This window comes from Leclercia adecarboxylata (genome assembly GCF_035787115.1).
Classification (GTDB): Bacteria; Pseudomonadota; Gammaproteobacteria; order Enterobacterales; family Enterobacteriaceae; genus Enterobacter; species Enterobacter adecarboxylatus_E.
In genome coordinates, this window is sequence record NZ_JALKTL010000002.1 from 280,893 (window position 1) to 296,623 (window position 15,731).

General features: G+C 55.0%; 17 protein-coding genes. 10 read left to right on the forward strand and 7 right to left on the reverse strand.

All coding sequences use genetic code 11. The features are described from left to right. Positions 1–36: 36 nt before the first annotated feature. On the forward strand, positions 37–366 hold the full coding sequence (tusE, locus tag MXM41_RS08820; RefSeq protein WP_032617485.1) for a sulfurtransferase TusE: 330 nt from the start codon (positions 37–39) through the stop codon (positions 364–366). Here the strand turns inward: tusE and yccX are convergent. The 3 genes from yccX to MXM41_RS08835 form a co-directional block, all read right to left on the reverse strand. After that, positions 363–644, reverse strand: coding sequence for an acylphosphatase (gene yccX, locus MXM41_RS08825; protein ID WP_325931280.1), 282 nt, complete (start codon positions 642–644; stop codon positions 363–365). The two genes, tusE and yccX, sit on opposite strands and share 4 nt — an antisense overlap. A gap of 62 nt (positions 645–706) precedes the next feature. Next, on the reverse strand, positions 707–1,495 hold the full coding sequence (locus MXM41_RS08830) for a helix-turn-helix transcriptional regulator (RefSeq protein ID WP_325931282.1): 789 nt from the start codon (positions 1,493–1,495) through the stop codon (positions 707–709). Positions 1,496–1,506: 11 nt separating this feature from the next. Then, entirely contained in the window at positions 1,507–2,064 is a 558-nt protein-coding gene (locus MXM41_RS08835; RefSeq protein WP_325931283.1) for a kinase inhibitor, read from the reverse strand. A gap of 175 nt (positions 2,065–2,239) precedes the next feature. Here MXM41_RS08835 and rlmI point away from each other — a divergent pair, with 175 nt between their 5' ends. Then, positions 2,240–3,430 (forward strand): 23S rRNA (cytosine(1962)-C(5))-methyltransferase RlmI, encoded by a 1,191-nt coding sequence (gene rlmI, locus MXM41_RS08840; protein ID WP_325931284.1) that lies wholly within the window; start codon positions 2,240–2,242, stop codon positions 3,428–3,430. A 60-nt stretch (positions 3,431–3,490) separates the two neighbouring features. Further along, entirely contained in the window at positions 3,491–3,808 is a 318-nt protein-coding gene (gene hspQ / locus MXM41_RS08845) for a heat shock protein HspQ (RefSeq protein ID WP_039029433.1), read from the forward strand. Between the two features lie 37 nt (positions 3,809–3,845). On the opposite strand, the gene MXM41_RS08850 is transcribed toward hspQ, so the two are convergent. Further along, a complete protein-coding gene (locus MXM41_RS08850; protein WP_325931285.1) occupies positions 3,846–4,259 on the reverse strand; it encodes a CoA-binding protein in 414 nt (137 codons plus the stop codon). Between the two features lie 168 nt (positions 4,260–4,427). On the opposite strand from MXM41_RS08850, the gene csgI reads away from it, so the two are divergent. After that, positions 4,428–5,090: a curli synthesis inhibitor gene (csgI, locus tag MXM41_RS08855; RefSeq protein WP_325931286.1), complete on the forward strand. Its 663-nt coding sequence runs from the start codon at positions 4,428–4,430 to the stop codon at positions 5,088–5,090. A gap of 79 nt (positions 5,091–5,169) precedes the next feature. Further along, positions 5,170–5,628 carry a methylglyoxal synthase gene (mgsA, locus tag MXM41_RS08860; RefSeq protein WP_325931288.1) on the forward strand — a complete coding sequence of 153 codons (459 nt, stop codon included), beginning with the start codon at positions 5,170–5,172 and terminating at the stop codon, positions 5,626–5,628. 80 nt (positions 5,629–5,708) lie between these two features. On the opposite strand, the gene helD is transcribed toward mgsA, so the two are convergent. Continuing rightward, the gene (gene helD, locus MXM41_RS08865) at positions 5,709–7,763 is read right to left on the reverse strand and encodes a DNA helicase IV (RefSeq protein ID WP_325931289.1); all 2,055 of its coding nucleotides are present in this window, start codon (positions 7,761–7,763) and stop codon (positions 5,709–5,711) included. A 123-nt stretch (positions 7,764–7,886) separates the two neighbouring features. On the opposite strand from helD, the gene MXM41_RS08870 reads away from it, so the two are divergent. Both MXM41_RS08870 and yccS read left to right on the forward strand, forming a co-directional pair. After that, positions 7,887–8,333 carry a YccF domain-containing protein gene (locus MXM41_RS08870; protein WP_325931290.1) on the forward strand — a complete coding sequence of 149 codons (447 nt, stop codon included), beginning with the start codon at positions 7,887–7,889 and terminating at the stop codon, positions 8,331–8,333. Between the two features lie 18 nt (positions 8,334–8,351). Then, positions 8,352–10,487: a YccS family putative transporter gene (yccS, locus tag MXM41_RS08875; protein WP_325931292.1), complete on the forward strand. Its 2,136-nt coding sequence runs from the start codon at positions 8,352–8,354 to the stop codon at positions 10,485–10,487. On the opposite strand, the gene MXM41_RS08880 is transcribed toward yccS, so the two are convergent. Next, complete coding sequence (locus MXM41_RS08880; protein WP_325931293.1) at positions 10,472–11,098, reverse strand: TfoX/Sxy family DNA transformation protein; 627 nt, start codon at positions 11,096–11,098, stop codon at positions 10,472–10,474. The genes yccS and MXM41_RS08880 overlap by 16 nt on opposite strands. A gap of 217 nt (positions 11,099–11,315) precedes the next feature. Here MXM41_RS08880 and sulA point away from each other — a divergent pair, with 217 nt between their 5' ends. Together sulA and ompA are read left to right on the forward strand one after the other, a co-directional pair. Then, positions 11,316–11,825: an SOS-induced cell division inhibitor SulA gene (sulA, locus tag MXM41_RS08885; RefSeq protein WP_325931295.1), complete on the forward strand. Its 510-nt coding sequence runs from the start codon at positions 11,316–11,318 to the stop codon at positions 11,823–11,825. Between the two features lie 354 nt (positions 11,826–12,179). Further along, the gene (ompA, locus tag MXM41_RS08890; protein WP_325931296.1) at positions 12,180–13,232 is read left to right on the forward strand and encodes a porin OmpA; all 1,053 of its coding nucleotides are present in this window, start codon (positions 12,180–12,182) and stop codon (positions 13,230–13,232) included. A gap of 66 nt (positions 13,233–13,298) precedes the next feature. On the opposite strand, the gene matP is transcribed toward ompA, so the two are convergent. Continuing rightward, positions 13,299–13,754: a macrodomain Ter protein MatP gene (gene matP, locus MXM41_RS08895; protein WP_103178956.1), complete on the reverse strand. Its 456-nt coding sequence runs from the start codon at positions 13,752–13,754 to the stop codon at positions 13,299–13,301. Positions 13,755–13,940: 186 nt separating this feature from the next. Here matP and MXM41_RS08900 point away from each other — a divergent pair, with 186 nt between their 5' ends. Further along, on the forward strand, positions 13,941–15,701 hold the full coding sequence (locus MXM41_RS08900) for a Lon protease family protein (protein WP_325931297.1): 1,761 nt from the start codon (positions 13,941–13,943) through the stop codon (positions 15,699–15,701). Positions 15,702–15,731: the final 30 nt, after the last annotated feature.

Genomic DNA, 15,731 nt, shown 5'->3' on the forward strand with positions numbered 1-15,731 from the left:
TAAACTGCCGCGGTTTTTGTTAAACCCGTGATGATTATGCTGAACTTTGAAGGTAAAGAGATTGAGACCGATAGCGAAGGCTATCTGAAAGAGACCAGCCAGTGGAGCGAAGGTCTGGCGGCTGTCATTGCCGAAAAAGAGTCTATCGCCCTGACGCCAGAGCACTGGGAAGTGGTGCGCTTCGTGCGCGATTTCTATCTGGAATTTAACACCTCCCCCGCCATCCGCATGCTGGTAAAAGCAATGGCCAATAAGTATGGCGAGGAGAAAGGCAACAGCCGCTATCTGTATCGCCTGTTCCCGAAAGGCCCGGCAAAACAGGCGACCAAAATCGCCGGTCTGCCTAAGCCCGTGAAGTGCATTTAATGGCGAATACCAAAATTCATGTATTCCCGCTCGGGTTGATGCGGTTCTGACAGGACCTTCTCAACCCGCGCGATGCGTGGCCCGCCCGCTTTCAGCCAGGCGAGCAGCTTATCAACCTGTTCCGCCTCGCCGCAGGCCACCACCTCGACGCTTCCGTCATCCATATTGCGCGCGTAACCGGTCAGCCCAAGCTCCTTGGCTTCACGCTGCGTGCTGTAACGAAAGCCAACCCCCTGAACCGTGCCGTGAACCCACGCGATGATGCAGACGTTTGCCATACTCCTTCCCCTTATCCATGCCTGAGCCTGAACCCAAAGAATAGCAAATAATGGCTACAGGTTTAGCGCAGCGTTTTGGGTAAACAGCCGTAATGCTGGCGGAAACGGGCCGTAAAACGGGAGCTGGACAGGTACCCGCACTGCATGGCGATCTCGCCGATGGGCAGGCGGGTCGACTGGAGCTGAGAGAGCGCAACCGCCATACGCACCTCTTCCACGATCTGGCGAAAACTTTGCGACTCTTCCCGTAAGCGTCGACGTAAGGTCGGCACGCTTACGGCCAGACGGCTGGCAATATCCTGCGCCGTCCATGCTCTGGCGGGAGCCAGCATGATGAAATGCCGCACCTGTTCGGTCAGATTACTGTTTCGCTCGATGAGCAGCGGGCCTGCCACCCCATCGTGCAGCAGCGCCAGCAGGAGCCCGTGGGCCTGATGCTTTTGCAGTTCATCCGAAAAACCGTGCCGCACCGCATGCAGCAGGTTATCCCACATAAAGGCCAGCCCTTCGCTAAGCGGGGCACATAACGAGTCCGTTCTGGCACGCGGCCAGGATTGCAAATAGCGCGTCTTAAACCCGGCAATAATATCGGGCGATAGCAGCAACAGATCGGAGTGAAACACTCCCTGCGCAGGCTGATTAATGATTTCCATTGGGGTATTGGCCGGGATAATAATCAGTTCATCCGGCGTGGCCACCAGGCGCCTCTCCTCCTGGATAATCACTTTACTGCCGTAGGTAATGTGGCAAATAGCCGGGTAAAAAAGCTTAACATGGTGCAGGCGATGCATTTTGCTGGCATTGACCTCGGCCGCCGTCAGATGTTTATGTTGAAAATGAAAATCCTGCACCGGGCCACCTTTTATCGTGCGTATGTTGCGGTTAATTGTGCTTTGGCCAGCACGTGGCTGTTGAGCATAAAGCCGACCAGCGCGCCGCTGGCATTATCGTCGATGGGCAGTTTGTCTACGTTCAGCGCCCAGACGGTGAACTGATAAGGGTGCGGTTTATCCCCTTCAGGCGGACAGGCCCCGCCAAAACCAGCATAACCGAAATCATTGCGCCCCTGCACCGCGCCCGCGGGTAATTTATCGCTGTTCGTTTTCCCGGCGCCAGCGGGCAGACTCAGCGTCTCTGCGGGAATGTTGACCAGCGTCCAGTGCCACCAGCCACTGCCGGTGGGTGCGGCAGGATCGTACGCGGTAATGGCGAAACTTTTTGTGCCCGCCGGTGGATGCTGCCAGGCCAGCTGCGGCGAGGTATTTTCTCCCTGGCAGCCGAAACCCGCAAAGACCTGCTTTGAGGTTAACGCCTGGCCGTCGGCGATATCCTGACTGCTGAGGCTAAACGACAGGGCCGCAGAAGCCGTAAAACTGATTGTCGCCAGCGTGATGGCGGCAATGGTAACGTGCTTTTTCATTGTTGTGTCCTTTTGCTGAACCGGAAACCACACTGTAAAGCCCGTTGCGAATGGAGAATGTGCCTGAGCGATTTTAAAATGTGCCGAAACGCTCAATAGTGTCCGCAGATGATTGCCCCTGACCATCTGTGCTACTCTACGCGCCATTTCCCTGGAATCGACAGAACAGAAAATTATGAGTGTACGTTTAGTGTTAGCCAAAGGGCGCGAGAAGTCATTGCTGCGCCGTCATCCCTGGGTCTTCTCCGGCGCGGTTGCGCGTATGGAAGGCAAAGCCAGCCTCGGTGAAACCATCGATATCGTTGACCACCAGGGGAAATGGTTAGCGCGTGGCGCATACTCGCCCGCGTCGCAGATCCGGGCGCGCGTCTGGACATTCGATAAAGATGAATCCATTGATATCGATTTCTTTGTCCGCCGTCTGCAGCAGGCGCAGCAGTGGCGCGACTGGCTGGCAAAACGCGACGGGCTGGACAGCTATCGTCTTATCGCCGGTGAATCCGACGGTTTACCGGGCGTAACCATTGACCGTTTCGGCAATTTCCTGGTGCTGCAGTTGCTAAGCGCGGGCGCCGAATATCAGCGCGCGGCATTAATCAGCGCCCTGCAGACGCTGTATCCGGCGTGCGCCATTTACGATCGCAGCGACGTCGCGGTGCGTAAAAAAGAGGGTATGGAGCTGACTCAGGGGCCGGTCACCGGCGAACTGCCGCCTGCCCTGCTGCCCATTGAAGAGCACGGCATGAAACTGCTGGTGGATATTCAGGGAGGCCATAAGACCGGTTACTACCTCGATCAGCGCGACAGCCGTCTGGCAACTCGCCAGTACGTGGCCGACAAGCGCGTGCTGAACTGCTTCTCCTACACCGGCGGCTTTGCGGTTTCGGCCCTGATGGGCGGGTGTCGTCAGGTGGTAAGCGTCGATACGTCTCAGGAAGCGCTGGACGTGGCGAAGCAGAACGTTGAGCTGAACAAGCTGGATCTGAGCAAAGCTGAGTTTGTGCGCGACGATGTCTTTAAGCTGCTGCGCAAATACCGCGACCAGGGCGAGAAGTTTGACGTCATCGTGATGGATCCGCCTAAGTTTGTGGAGAATAAAAATCAGCTGATGGGCGCTTGCCGTGGATATAAAGACATCAACATGCTCGCAATCCAGCTGCTCAACCCTGGCGGCGTGCTGCTGACGTTCTCTTGCTCTGGCCTGATGACCACCGAATTATTCCAGAAAATTATCGCAGATGCCGCTGTAGATGCTGGTCGTGATGTACAATTTATAGAGCAGTTCCGTCAGGCGGCCGATCATCCGGTGATCGCTACCTATCCGGAAGGGCTGTATCTGAAAGGATTTGCCTGTCGCATCATGTAACTTGAAAAGTGGAATGTTGCCCACACCTATAGTGTAAGTAACGTTTCCCGGGAGGTGACTATGATTGCCAGCAAATTCGGTATCGGCCAGCAGGTCCGCCACTCCCTGTTAGGTTATCTGGGCGTGGTCGTGGATATCGACCCGGAATATTCCCTCGACGAACCGTCAGCGGATGAGCTGGCGGTAAACGCAGAGCTCCGCGCCGCGCCCTGGTATCACGTGGTTATGGAAGATGACGATGGCCAGGCTGTGCATACCTATCTTGCCGAAGCCCAGTTAAGTAGCGAACAGCAGGATGAACATCCTGAACAGCCATCGATGGATGAACTGGCGCAAACGATCCGCAGACAGCTGCAGGCCCCACGCCTGCGCAACTAACAAAAAACCCGGTAGCCTGTGGCTGACCGGGTTTTTTTTACTTCACAATTCCAAGGCGGGGGATCTCAATCGCCGGGCAGCGATCCATCACCACATTCATACCTGCGTCGCGTGCCAGCACCGCCGCCTGTTCATTAATCACGCCGAGCTGCAACCACAGCGTTTTAGCCCCGACTGCAATCGCCTCCTGAGCGACGCCCCAGGCCGCTTCGGAATTACGGAATACATCCACCATATCGATTTTTTCCGGTACTTCTGCCAGGGTACCGTACCCCTGCTGACCTAACAATGTTTTACCTGCCACTTTTGGCGAAACCGGAATCACGTGATAGCCATGATCCAGCAGGTATTTCATCACCCGGTAGCTGGGGCGATCTGGTTTATCACTTGCTCCCACCAGCGCGATGGTTTGGGTGGTGGTAAGGATCTCAGCGATATCGTTCTCTTTCATTTATTCCTCCTGGCTCGTCCAGACTGGGTATCAATGCTATTAAGCAACTTTCATCCCATACGTCTGTATGAGGGCAAATTGCCAGAATATGTCTATATGTTAGTAAATATGATTAGCGAAAAATTTTGATACATTATTCATGACGCATGTCTTTTAAGAGGGCCCTCTATGAAAGCCGGCATTGCCTGGAGTCTGTTTGCGCTGCTCATGCCGGTTTGCGTTTTTGCCACAACGCTGCGGCTCTCTACGGACATCGACCTGCTGGTGCTTGATGGGAAAAAAGTCTCCAGCTCTCTGCTGCGCGGTGCCGATAGCATAGAACTGGACAATGGCCCGCATCAGATTGTCTTCCGGGTAGAAAAAACCATTCGTCTTGGCAATCACGAGGAGCGGATCTATATCTCCCCTCCCCTGGTCGCCAGCTTTAACACCCAGCGGATCAGTCAGGTTAATTTTAGCCTTCCGCGGCTGGAAACAGAAAAAGAGTCACAACTTTTTGATAAAACACCGCAAATTGAATTACTGGACGGCGATGCGACCCCTATTCCGGTCAAGCTGGATATTCTGGCGATCACCAATACGCCAAACGGCGTAAATTATGAGTACGATACCGAGCGCTATAACAAAGCCGGACAGAGCGCCTCGATACCGCAGTTTTCCACCACCATGGCAGATGACAGTACGCTGTTATCTGGCGTGTCTGAGCTGGACATGCCGCCACCGCAATCCCAGAGCATGACGGAGCAACGCCTCAAATATTGGTTTGCCCAGGCCGATCCGGAAACCCGCAGCCGTTTCCTGCAATGGGCGAAGCAGCAACCCTCGTCCTGAGCCGCATTTTTTACCCCTTTCTCTTGCAGCGTCAGATGCTTCCAGTAATCTGTAGCCAGTTAACTAACGGATAGAGATTATGGAACTCACAACCCGCACACTGCCGGAACGCAAACATATCGCCCTGGTGGCGCACGATCACTGCAAACAGATGCTGCTCAACTGGGTTCAGCGTCATAAATCCCTGCTGGAACAGCATCGGCTTTCGGCAACGGGCACTACCGGCAACCTGATTCATCGCGAGACCGGACTTGAGGTAAATGCCATGCTGAGCGGCCCAATGGGCGGCGATCAGCAGGTGGGTGCGCAGATTTCGGAAGGTAAGATTGATGTGCTGATTTTCTTCTGGGACCCGCTCAACGCGGTACCGCACGATCCTGACGTAAAAGCCCTGCTGCGTCTGGCCACGGTGTGGAATATTCCGGTTGCCACCAATCTGTCTACGGCGGACTTTATCATCGAGTCCCCGCAGTTCAATTCGCCTGTCGAGATCCTGATCCCCGATTATCAGCGCTATCTGGCTGAACGTCTGAAGTAAATGCTGGCATCGCCGGGTGGCAGCTTCGCCTTACCCGGCCTATCCCCCCGGTAAGCGTCTCGCCGCCGGGCAAAATATCGCTAGGGTTTACGTGCCACCGGCACATCTATCTCTTTCAGTATGTCGACAAAGCGTGAAGGCTGCTCTTTGTTGAACAACAGCCAGACGCGGTGCCGGGCGCGGGTGATCGCTACATACAGCAAGCGCCTCTCTTCGGCATCGGGAAAATCTTCCACCGCGGGCAACAGGGCCTGCTCCATCACCGATTCGCGCTCAGGCGCCGGGAAGCCGTCGCTTCCTTCCTGTAACCCCACCACGATCGCATAATCTGCCTGCTGCCCCTTGCTGGCGTGGATGGTCATAAAATCCAGCTGCAATTTCGGCCAGCGGGTCGCGGCTTTTTCCAGGCTGGCAGGCTTCAGATGGTGATAACGCGCCAGCACCAGAATACGTTCATCCGCTTTTGCGTAACCGCTCAGCTTATCCAGCAGGGCATCAAGCTGATCGTCTGCCAGCAGCGTGACCGCTTTTTTATCGCCTGCCGACAGGCTGTTCAGCGGTTTAGCCAGCTGATGCGGGTTCTGCTGGATAAACCGGTTGGCGATCTCACCGATCCGGTTATTGAATCGGTAGGTGGTGTCCAGATCGCAGCGATCGCCTTCGCCAAAGTAATGGTGAAATGCCGTCGTCAGAGACAACTGCGCGCCACTGAAGCGGTAGATCGCCTGCCAGTCGTCGCCCACCGCGAACAGAGTGGTATGTTTGTTTTGTGCCCGCAGCGCCGCCAACAGGGCCGCGCGCTGGGGGGAGATATCCTGAAACTCGTCCACCAGAATGTGTTTCCAGGGGCTGATAAAGCGGCCTTTCTCCAGAATCACGATCGCCTGATGAATCAGCCCGGAAAAATCAACGGCGTTCTCCGCTTTCAGGGCGGTTTTCCACGCCTTAAGCAGCGGCGCCATTAACTTCACCCGCTTAGAGAACAGCGCACGTACCTCTTCCGGCGCACCGGCAATCATCTCGGCCTGAGCGCCACCGTGCATCCGCATCAGGCTCACCCAGCGATCGAGCCGGGGAGCCAGTCGGCGCGTCAGCTTCTCGTTTTGCCAGAAGCTGCCCTCCGGCACGCTCCAGTTGAGTTCCTCTTCCAGCCACTGGCGCCAGCCTTTGGCCTGCGCTTTTTTTTCGCTGCACTGCTGCTGCCAGGCATCGATAAATATCTTCTGGCGCGCCACGGTGTCATTTTCAAGCTGGCTGACAACCGGCACCTTTTTGCTACCCTGCTGGATGATGTGCAGGGCCAGGGCGTGGAACGTCCTGGCGGTAATGTCGCGGGTATGCAGCCGCGCCTCGATCCGCTCGTCCATCTCCTGGGCTGCCTTACGACCAAACGCCAGGAGTAAAATCTGATCGGCAGAGGCTTCATTGCGCGCCAGCAGCCAGCCTGCCCGCGCCACCAGCACCGAGGTTTTGCCGCTACCGGCCCCTGCCAGCACCAGCAACGAGGGTTCGCCGTTCACCACTGCCCGGGCCTGGGCCGGATTAAGGGGAGACGACTCAACACCGGCAAAGAAATCGGCATACTGGCTGAGCATGGCGTTAGTCCACGCCTGATTGTGCGCCAGCCGGCTCTGGTCAAGATCCTCTAGCCAGGCCTGACACTGACGCCAGGCTTCACGACAGTTATCAAACTCGTCGAGCCGCGAGACGGATAACGGCAAGGCCTGTAACGCCTGGCGAATTTTCTGTTGCAGGCCGAGCGTTTTTTCCCGCGTCAACCAGCTGTTTTGCTCATTGGTTGCAGCAATATCATTCAGCGCGTTGTGCAGCACCTGAGCTGCAACCTCACTCATTTCAGCACTCCATTGCTGCCAGTGCGTGTTCAGCTGGCGGTAAAAACGCTGGGTTTCTGCCCACTCGGTACCATGCAGTCGCACCACTTTTTCATCGGGCAGAACAAACTCCAGCTCGCCCCAGACCAGGCCACGCTTGCAGTGAATCTCCAGCAGCTGATTGAAGGGGATGAGATATTCGTGACGTTCGCCTGAGACTTTAACCCCGGCATTGAGCAGAACGACTTTGTCGTACGGATGTTGTGCCAGGCGTTTGCCTAACGATGTTGCTTTCAGTTCCATGTCCAGCCTGATCCACGACGTGAATAATTGCATAACAGTTTAACTGCCAGTTTTCAGGTGCTCCAGCGCAAAAAAACGTTACAATCAGCAGGACTTCAACATTACGGAAAGAATTGAGGTTTTATGCGTACCATTCTGAATATTTTGAATTTTGTGCTTGGCGGTTTTGCCACCACTCTCTCCTGGCTACTGGCGACGCTTATCAGCGTGGTTCTGGTCTTCACCCTGCCGCTGACGCGTTCCTGCTGGGAAATCACTAAACTTTCGCTGGTTCCTTACGGTAACGAGGCGGTTCACGTGGACGAACTGGAGCCTGACAGCAAAAGCGCGCTGCTGAATACCGGCGGAACGCTGCTTAACATTCTGTGGCTGATCTTTTTCGGCTGGTGGCTGTGTCTGATGCATATTGCGGCAGGGATCGCGCAGTGCCTCACTCTTATCGGCATTCCTGTCGGGATCGCCAATTTCAAAATTGCCGCCATCGCCCTGTGGCCTGTCGGACGCCGGGTTGTGCCGGTGGAAGTAGCCCGCGCCGCGCGGGAAGCTAACGCCCGCCGTCGTTTTCCGTAACAAGGATCCCGCGCGCTCATGCTAAGCCCACTGCTACGCCGCTACACCCTGAACAGCGCCTGGCTCTACAATGCCAGGATATTTATTGCCCTGTGTGGCAGCACCGCCTTACCCTGGTGGTTAGGCGAGGTGAAGCTGACCATCCCGCTAACGCTGGGGGTGGTCGCCGGAGCACTGGCGGATCTGGACGACCGCCTCACCGGTCGGCTACGTAATCTTGTCATCACTCTGATCTGCTTTTTTATCGCCTCGGCGTCCGTTGAGCTGCTCTTTCCGTGGCCATGGTTTTTCGCGATCGGGCTGACGCTCTCCACCAGCGTTTTCATCCTGCTGGGTGGGCTGGGCCAGCGCTACGCCACCATCGCCTTTGGCGCGCTGCTTATTGCCATCTACACCATGCTGGGGGTGTCGCTGTACGACCAGTGGTATCAACAGCCGGTGCTGCTGTTGCTGGGTGCAGTCTGGTATAACCTGCTGACGCTTGCCGGTCATCTTATTTTTCCTATTCGCCCGCTACAGGATAATCTGGCCCGCAGCTATGAGCAGTTGGCCCATTATCTGGAGTTAAAGTCCCGGCTGTTCGATCCTGATATAGAAGATGATGGCCAGGCGCCGCTGTACGATCTGGCGCTGGCGAACGGACAACTGGTGACAACGCTGAACCAGACTAAAGCCTCGTTACTCACCCGTTTACGTGGCGACCGCGGGCAGCGCGGCACCCGCCGAACCTTGCACTATTACTTTGTGGCGCAGGATATCCACGAGCGCGCCAGTTCATCGCATATTCAGTACGCCGATCTGCGAGAGAAGTTTCGCTACAGCGACGTTATGTTTCGCTTTCAGCGCCTGTTGTCCATGCAGTCGCACGCCTGCCAGCAGCTGTCACGCTCTATCCTGTTGCGCACACCTTATCAACACGATCCGCGATTTGAACGCGCGTTTACGCACCTGGATGCGGCACTTGACCGCGTTCAGGCCAGCGGTACCTCTTCCGAACAGATGAAAGCGCTGGGATTTTTGTTAAGTAATTTACGCGCCATTGATGCCCAGCTCGCCACCATTGAATCCGAACAGGCGCTGGCTACTCCTGGCAATGAGGTGGAAAACCAGCTTGCTGATGACAGCCTGCATGGTTTTAGCGATATGTGGCTGCGCTTAAGCCGCAATTTTTCCCCGGAATCGGCGCTTTTTCGCCATGCGGTCAGGATGTCGGTGGTGCTCTGCATTGGCTATGCCTTTATACAAGTAACCGGGCTCGATCATGGCTACTGGATTTTGCTCACCAGCCTGTTTGTCTGTCAGCCCAACTACAACGCCACCCGCCATCGACTTGCGCTGCGTATTCTGGGCACCCTGGTTGGGGTGGCTATCGGTTTACCCATCCTTTACTTTGTCCCCTCGCTGGAAGGACAGCTGATCTTGATTGTGATCACTGGGGTACTGTTTTTTGCATTCCGCAATGTGCAGTATGCGCACGCCACTATGTTTATCACCCTGCTGGTGCTGCTCTGTTTCAACCTGCTCGGAGAAGGCTTTGAGGTGGCCCTGCCGCGCATTATTGATACGCTGATTGGCTGCGCCATTGCCTGGGCCGCGGTGAGCTTCATCTGGCCGGACTGGCGGTTCCGTAATCTGCCACGCGTGCTGGATCAGGCTATGAACGCCAACTGCCGTTATCTTGATGCCATCCTGGAGCAGTATCACCAGGGACGCGATAACCGCCTGGCGTACCGTATCGCCCGACGTGACGCCTATAACCGCGACGCGGAGCTGGCCTCGGTGGTGTCGAATATGTCCACAGAGCCGCGGGCAACAGCGCAGACCCGTGAAGTCGCGTTCCGTCTGCTCTGCCTGAATCATACTTTTACCAGCTACATCTCCGCGCTGGGTGCACACCGCGAGCGGCTAACCAGCCCCGCTGTTCTGGCATTGCTCGATGATGCGGTTTGCTACGTTGATGATGCGCTTCATCAACGTCCGGCGGATGAGCCTCGTGTTCAGCAGGCATTAACCGAACTGGCGCAACGCATTTCGCATATTGAGCCGGGAGCCGAGAGCAAAGCCCCTCTGGTTCTGCAGCAAATTGGTCTGCTCATCGCGTTGCTGCCAGAAATTTGTCGCTTACAGCAGCACGTTAATCAACTGCCGGAATGAGGGCTCTTCTCTACCGGCAGTCTTTTGTACCATTCAACAAGCTCCCGGCGCCTTATCTCCGGGAGCGCTGCGACGTGTAGCCCGGTGATTGCCCCTTCCAGCGCAAACAGCACCTTGTAACTCAGGTGCTTGTTCAGCGCTCTGATCTTTAGCCAGCACTGTTCAGCTCCCAGCGTACGTAATGCTTCTTCAGTTGTGATACCTGCCTCGACCAGCAGGATCTCAAGCTGAAAGGTGAGATTGGGTAAATCTTTCAACCTCTCGCGTTTGTAGCGTTCACAGCGCTCCCGCCGCGCCGCTTCCAGCGCGAACGAGGAGAGTTGCAGAAGTTTCTCCCGATCCTGCCAGAGTCCTTCATCGACGCGATAATAGTTCAACAAAACCGGTCGCCCACGCTTCACCAGCGACAGGAAGGAAGAGGCGTGTTTTACACAGTAGGGGGCGCTCTCCTCACAAGCGCGCAGGTATAACTCCCCTTCAGACACCATGGCAAACACCGTGTCATCTACTGCCAGCGTGTAGCCGCCAAACAGAGCGCGATACTGAACATCGCCAAGGGGGGAAAGGTATTTCGCTGATTGATAGATCCGTTCATAAGATAACTTTTTCATGATATTTCCCTTTTAAATCATGGATTAATGGTGAAGTTGCTTGTTAACGGATCCGTTAGCCAGAAAATAGGTAACTTATGTTCGAACGGCAAGATGATTTTTCAATACGCCTGAATTACAAACCAAATTTGCGAGGCGCTTTCCGAAAATGAGGTTGATCTTTAGTCGCACAGGGGTTACTGTATATCCATACAGTAACTACAGGGCTGGATTGATTATGTACTCTTCAGGCTATGCAAACCGTTCAACAACTTCCTCTTCTTCCGCAGGCAAAAGCGTGCTGAATTCCCCTGCGCCTGTTTCTACCGGGCTGATTAGTGAAGTGCTCTACCGTGAAGACCAGCCCATGATGACGCAGCTTTTACTGCTGCCCCTGTTACAGCAGCTTGGTCAGCAGTCTCGCTGGCAACTGTGGCTCACGCCGCAGCAGAAATTGAGCCGGGAATGGGTGCAATCCGCCGGCTTGCCGCTCACGAAAGTAATGCAGATAAGCCAGATGGATCCATGCCATACTGTAGAATCAATGGTGAGGGCGCTGCGTACCGGAAATTACAGCGTAGTGATTGGCTGGTTTACGCAGGAGTTGACGGAAACAGAACAACACCGTCTGGCTGAAGCCGCCGAAGAAGGTAATGCGCTTGGCTTTATCATGCGTCCTGTTCGAATGAATGCTCTGGGCAACGGACACCTCTCTGGGCTAAAAATTCACTCGAATTTGTATCACTAAGTAAAAATAAGAGTTTTCCTGGAATTTTTTTTGCAGGTTCTCTACGCCATTGGTTCCCTGAACAAAAGCCGCGACAAGTCTTGTCTGCCGCGGCTTCCTCCAATTTAGCACGCCTCAAATTACGCAATAAATGTTAAATATTGTGTATACAAAACTTTTTTTTTCATATGCCTGACGGAGTTCACACTTGTAAGTTTTCAGGTACGTTGTAGACTTTACTTCGCCAGGGGTGCTCGGCCTAAACCGAAGATATCGGTAGGTTTACTCTTTGTCCCCGCCCCCCGGTGAAGGATTTAACCGTGACTCTCATTGAGATTCTCATGGCGATTTTTGGATGATAACGAGGCGCAAAAAATGAAAAAGACAGCTATCGCGATTGCAGTGGCACTGGCTGGTTTCGCTACCGTAGCGCAGGCCGCTCCGAAAGATAATACCTGGTACGCTGGTGGTAAACTGGGTTGGTCTCAGTTCCACGACACTGGCTGGTATAACGACACTCTGAACAACGACGGTCCAACTCACGAAAGCCAGCTGGGCGCAGGCGCGTTCGGTGGTTATCAGGTTAACCCGTACGTTGGCTTCGAAATGGGTTACGACTGGCTGGGCCGTATGCCTTACAAAGGCGACAACGTTAACGGCGCATTCAAAGCTCAAGGCGTTCAGCTGACTGCTAAACTGGGCTACCCGGTAAATGACGCTGTAGACATCTACACCCGTCTGGGCGGCATGGTATGGCGTGCAGACTCCAGCAACAGCGAAGTTGGCGACGACCATGACACTGGCGTATCCCCAGTATTCGCTGGTGGCGTTGAGTGGGCTATGACCCGTGACATCGCTACCCGTCTGGAATACCAGTGGGTTAACAACATCGGCGACGGCAACACCGTGGGTGTTCGTCCAGACAACGGCATGCTGAGCGTAGGTGTTTCCTACCGTTTCGGTCAGGCAGAGCCAGCACCAGTTGTTGCTCCAGCGCCAGCACCAGCGCCAGAAGTACAGACCAAGCACTTCACTCTGAAGTCTGACGTTCTGTTCAACTTCAACAAAGCAACCCTGAAACCAGAAGGCCAGCAGGCACTGGATCAGCTGTACACCCAGCTGAGCAACCTGGATCCGAAAGACGGTTCCGTAGTGGTTCTGGGCTTCACCGACCGTATCGGTTCTGACGCTTACAACCAGGGTCTGTCTGAGAAACGTGCTCAGTCCGTTGTTGACTACCTGATCTCTAAAGGTATCCCGGCTAACAAGATCTCCCCACGTGGTATGGGCGAATCTAACCCAGTTACCGGTTCTACCTGTGACAACGTGAAACCTCGCGCTGCACTGATCGACTGCCTGGCTCCAGATCGTCGCGTAGAGATCGAAGTTAAAGGCATCAAAGACGTTGTAACTCAGCCAGCGGCATAAGTTATCGTCTGACAAAAAACCCCGCCATGTTGCGGGGTTTTTTATTGCCTGAAGAAAATGAAAACGCTACTTCTTTCCGGCCAATAGCGCCTGGAGATCGGTTTTCAGGGTCGACATCTGGCTGGCGTACTTCTCTTTATGTTCCGCATCTTCAATCAGCTGCACGATAGTTTCCGACAGAGTCTTCCCGCGTCGCTGGGCAAGTCCGGCCAGACGCTGCCAGACCATAAACTCCAGATCAATCGACTTCTTACGGGTATGCTGATGCTCCGCATTGAAATGCCGCTTGCGGCGCGCGCGGATAGTCTGCTTCATTCGGTTCAGTAAAGCGGGATTAATATGCTTTTCAATCCAGCCATTAACCAGAATGGGTTCATTTTCGAGGGTCAGCAATAAATCTACAGCTTCTTTTGCAGCACTGGCTTCGAGGTAGCAGGTGATCAACTCCCCTTCACGGTGTTTTTTAACCAGATACTTCCATTTCCAGCCGCTTTCGAGATTTTCCAGTTGTTGATATTTCATTGCGATCTCAGTGTGACCGTGTAACTGTGTTCAGAATATCAGTTTTTTGGCAATCTGCTGAAAAGAAATCATATCCTGTGGCACGCGGTGACGCATTCTTGCCTGGAAACGCCCATTCCCTCATGTGCAGAGCCTGCGCCTTACGGTATACTCCATCGTTTTACTTCTGACTAAAAAACATCAACTTTGACCATTACGAAACTTGCATGGCGTGACCTCGTTCCGGATACAGACAGCTATCAGGAACTGTTTGCACAGCCCGATCTCGCGAATAAACATGACTCAATCCTCAGCGACACACAGCCCCGCTTGTATTACGCGCTGGAGCAGGTGTTAAGCCCATGGGCAACCTCGCCATTTATGTTGCTGAAAGCGCCAGACGAAGCGGAGTATCTGAGTCTTCTGGCGGATGCTATACAGCAACTGCAGCCAGAAGCCACAGCGGTCTTTGGAGGCGAGTACAGCATCAACGGGCACACCGTCACCTTTGAGCCCGCCTCCGTACCCGATGGTCGTTTTGCGGTAACGGGTAACGTCATTCAGGCTGGCTGGACAGAAGCAGAGCAGCTTTTCGGCTCCCTGCGCCAGTTTAACGGCGAATTAACCCTGCACCCCGGTCTGGTGCATCAGGCCAACGGCGGCGTGCTGGTAATCTCTCTGCGCACGCTGCTTGCCCAACCCCTGCTGTGGATGCGCCTGAAAAACAGCGTCACTCAGCAGCGCTTTGACTGGGTTGGCTGGGACGAATCGCGCCCGCTCCCTGTCGCAGTACCTTCTATGCCGCTCTCCCTGAAAGTGGTGCTCATCGGCGATCGCGAAGCGCTGGCCGACTTTCAGGAGATGGAGCCCGAGCTGGCCGACCAGGTGGTGTACAGCGAGTTTGAAGACAGTACGCAGATTGCGGATGCCGAAGATATGCAGCAATGGCTGCAGTGGGTTTACGCCGTCTGCCAGCGCGCGCAGCTGCCAACCCCCGCTGCCGATGCCTGGCCGGTGCTGATCCGCGAAGCGGTCCGCTACACCGGCGATCAGGAGACACTCCCCCTTTGCCCTCTGTGGCTTGGCAAGCAGCTGCGTGAAGCAGCGGCCATGACCGAGGAGGATACGGTTAGCGGCGAGCAGCTCTCCCAAATGCTGCTGCAGCGTCAGTGGCGCGAAGGCTATCTTGCCGATCGCATGCAGGATGAGATCCTGCTTGAGCAGATCCTGGTAGAAACCGAAGGCGAACGCGTCGGGCAGATTAACGCCCTGTCGGTGATTGAATTCCCTGGTCATCCGCGTGCCTTCGGCGAGCCATCGCGTATCAGCTGCGTCGTGCACATCGGTGACGGTGAATTTATCGACGTGGAGCGTAAAGCGGAGCTTGGCGGGAATATTCATGCCAAGGGCATGATGATCATGCAGGCTTTTCTGATGTCCGAGCTGCAGCTTGAACAGCAGATCCCGTTCACCGCCTCGCTGACCTTCGAACAGTCGTACAGCGAAGTGGATGGCGACAGTGCGTCGATGGCGGAGCTGTGTGCGCTTATCAGCGCGCTGGCCGATGTGCCGGTGAATCAGAGCATTGCTATCACCGGTTCCGTGGACCAGTTTGGTCGTGCGCAGCCGGTAGGCGGTCTGAATGAGAAGATCGAGGGCTTCTTTACGGTTTGCCAGCAGCGTGGGCTGAGCGGTAAACAGGGCGTGATTATTCCCCTGCCGAACGTGCGCCACCTCAGCCTCAGCGCGGAGCTGCTGAAAGCGGTAGAAGAAGAACAATTCAGTCTCTGGGCCATCGAAGACATTACAGATGCGCTACCCTTACTGACAAACCTGGTGTGGGATGCCGAGGGGCAGACCACGCTGATGCAGACTATTCAGGAACGTATTGCGCAGGCAACGCAACAGGAAGCACGCCACCGTTATCCCTGGCCGTTACGCTGGCTGAGCTGGTTCACGCCAAACTGATCGGACTTGTTCAGCGTACACGTGTTAGCT